The organism is uncultured Acetatifactor sp. (assembly GCF_948601915.1).
In the GTDB taxonomy this organism is placed as follows: Bacteria; Bacillota; Clostridia; order Lachnospirales; family Lachnospiraceae; genus Acetatifactor.
Window position 1 is genome coordinate 1 of sequence record NZ_CAPDXS010000277.1, and the last position, 1836, is coordinate 1836.

A 1836-nucleotide genomic window follows, 5' to 3' on the forward strand; every position below is an offset into this window, starting at 1 on the left:
TTTAGGAGAAAATATTTTTAGAACTTGCTGCCACGTAAGTGGCTTGGTACAATATTGACTCAGAAAGGAACTGAGTCAACTTCTGATTCTATGTGCGTCAAAGCGCATGCAATCAATCGGTATGACGAAAGGAGGCCCGCCATATGCCTGATGATGGAAAAAAGGCGCTCCCGGTGGGGATAGAGTTCTTCCGGGACTTCAAGTCGAAGGATTATTACTATGTGGATAAGACGGCATTCATCGCCGAGCTCTTAAGGACGAAAGGTGCCGTGAACCTTTTTACCAGACCCAGGCGCTTCGGGAAGAGCCTGAACATGAACATGTTCAAATGCTTTTTCGAGATTGGGGCGGATGCCTCCCTGTTCGACGGACTTGCCATCTCCGGGGAGAGGGAGCTGTGCGAGCAGCATATGGGGAAGTACCCCGTCATACACTTAAGCCTGAAGGACGTGGAGGGAGGGAACTTTGAGACGGCGTATGACAGCCTGGGCATGCTGATCAGCGAGGAGGCGTCCCGCTTTGAGCATCTGGAGGAGAGCGACAGACTGTCGAAGACAGATAAGACAAGGCTACAGCAGCTTATAACTGGCGACTTTGCCAGACCCGCCTTTCTTCAGGGAAGCCTGAAGCTGTTAAGCGGGCTGGTCAGCAAGCACTATGGCCACCGGGTGGTGATTCTGATCGACGAGTACGACGTGCCCCTGGACAAGGCCTATCAGAGAGGGTATTACACACAGATGGTGGACCTGATCCGCTCCTTCCTCAGCCAGGCCCTCAAGACCAACGAGAACCTGGACTTCGCCGTGCTCACCGGATGCCTGCGTGTTGCGAGGGAAAGCATCTTCACAGGCCTGAACAACTTCAAGGTCCGCTCCATATCCGATGAGCAGTGCGCGGAGTATTTCGGCTTCACGGACGGCGAGGTGAAGGAGATGCTCAGGTACTACGGCGTGGAGGACCGTTTCCCGGACATGAAGGAATGGTATGACGGCTACCATTTCGGGGATGTGGACGTCTACTGCCCGTGGGACGTGGTCAATCAGTGCGACCTGCTGCGGGTGTCAAAGGATGCCCCCATGAGGCCCCACTGGGAGAACAGCAGCAGCAACGCCATCGTCAGGGACATCCTGGAGGAGGCCACCGCGGCCACCAAGGCCGAGATCGAGGCTCTGATCTCCGGCGAGGCAGTGGAGAAGGAGATCATCCCGGAACTGACCTACACCGACCTGGACAACAAGAACGCGAATATCCGCCAGACCTATCTGTGGAGCGTCCTTTACGCTACGGGATATCTGACCGATGCCGCAAGGCCGGAGGGCGGGCGGCATAAGCTGGTAATCCCGAATATGGAAGTCCGCAGAATCTATGAGACCAAAATCCGCACATGGTTCGAGAATCAGGTGACGGGCGATCACGAGCGGTGGGAGCGGTTCTGCGCGGCAGTCAAAGGAGGCGACGCAGAGGCCGTGCAGGAGCTGTTCGGCACATTCCTGTCAGAGTCCATCAGCATCCGGGACACCGCGGTGAGGAAGGCCAAGAAGGAGAACTTCTACCACGGCATGTTCCTGGGCCTGCTAAGGGCGGAGGGAAGCTGGATCGTAAAGTCCAGCGCCGAGTCCGGCACAGGCTACTCCGACATCCTCCTCATGGCCCCCCGCGAAAGGATCGGATGCGTCATCGAGGTTAAGTACGCGGAGAAAGGTGCCTTTGACGCGGCCTGCCGGGAGGCCATGGAGCAGATCGAGACCCATGAATATACCGAGCTGCTGCGGAGCGAGGGCATGGAGACAATCCATAAGTACGGCCTGGCCTGCTTCCGGAAGTCCTGCCAGGTGA

General features: G+C 56.8%; 1 protein-coding gene. It reads left to right on the forward strand.

Going from position 1 to position 1836, the window contains the following annotated elements; all coding sequences use genetic code 11:
* Nucleotides 1-143 precede the first annotated feature (143 nt).
* Nucleotides 144-1836, forward strand: a 1693-nt coding sequence (locus Q2B33_RS24015; RefSeq protein ID WP_300823491.1) for an AAA family ATPase, incomplete at its 3' end; no start/stop codon positions are given.